Genomic DNA, 909 nt, shown 5'->3' with positions numbered 1-909 from the left:
AGCCTCCTACGGCAGCAACACCAATGCGGGRACAGCCTCTGCCAGCTACGCTTATGCGGGGGACGCCAACCATGAGGGCAGCAGCGACAGCAARGACTTTACCATCGGCAAAGCMTCRAGCATCACTGCCGTTACGATCAACGGCGGTCCGTTCACCTATACCGGCGCCGCCATCGAGCCGGCAACAGTCAGCGTAACGGGAGCGGGAGGACTGAACATGTCACCAGCAGCCTCCTAYGGCAGCAACACCAATGCGGGRACAGCCTCTGCCAGCTACGCTTATGCGGGGGACGCCAACCATGAGGGCAGCAGCGACAGCAAGGACTTTACCATCGGCAAAGCMTCGAGCATCACTGCCGTTACGATCAACGGCGGTCCGTTCACCTATACGGGTTCYGCCATCGAGCCGGCAACAGTCAGCGTAACGGGMGCGGGAGGACTGAATCTGACTCCAGCRGCMTCCTACGGCAGCAACACCAATGCGGGGACAGCCTCTGCCAGCTACGCTTATGCGGGSGACGCCAACCATGAGGGCAGCAGCGACAGCAARGACTTTACCATCGGCAAAGCATCGAGCATCACTGCCGTTACGATCAACGGCGGTCCGTTCACCTATACCGGCGCCGCCATYGAGCCGGCGACTGTCAGCGTAACGGGCGCGGGAGGACTGAATCTGACTCCAGCRGCMTCCTACGGCAGCAACACCAATGCGGGRACAGCCTCTGCCAGCTACGCTTATGCGGGGGACGCCAACCATGAGGGCAGCAGCGACAGCAARGACTTTACCATCGGCAAAGCMTCRAGCATCACTGCCGTTACGATCAACGGCGGYCCGTTCACCTATACGGGTTCTGCCATCGAGCCGGCAACAGTCAGCGTAACGGGCGCGGGAGGACTGAATCTGACTCC

1 protein-coding gene is annotated in these 909 nt (G+C 61.0%); it reads left to right on the top strand.

The genetic code is table 11. From position 1 onward, the window contains the following. Window positions 1–909 (top strand): hypothetical protein (locus AC1DVP_RS21275; RefSeq protein WP_477185470.1); only part of this gene is annotated, 909 nt, incomplete at both ends.

The sequence above is a fragment of the Flavobacterium sp. P3_A6 genome (assembly GCF_056403035.1).
Note: the sequence above shows the minus strand (reverse complement) of the source record. Positions and strands in the feature narration are given on the sequence as shown.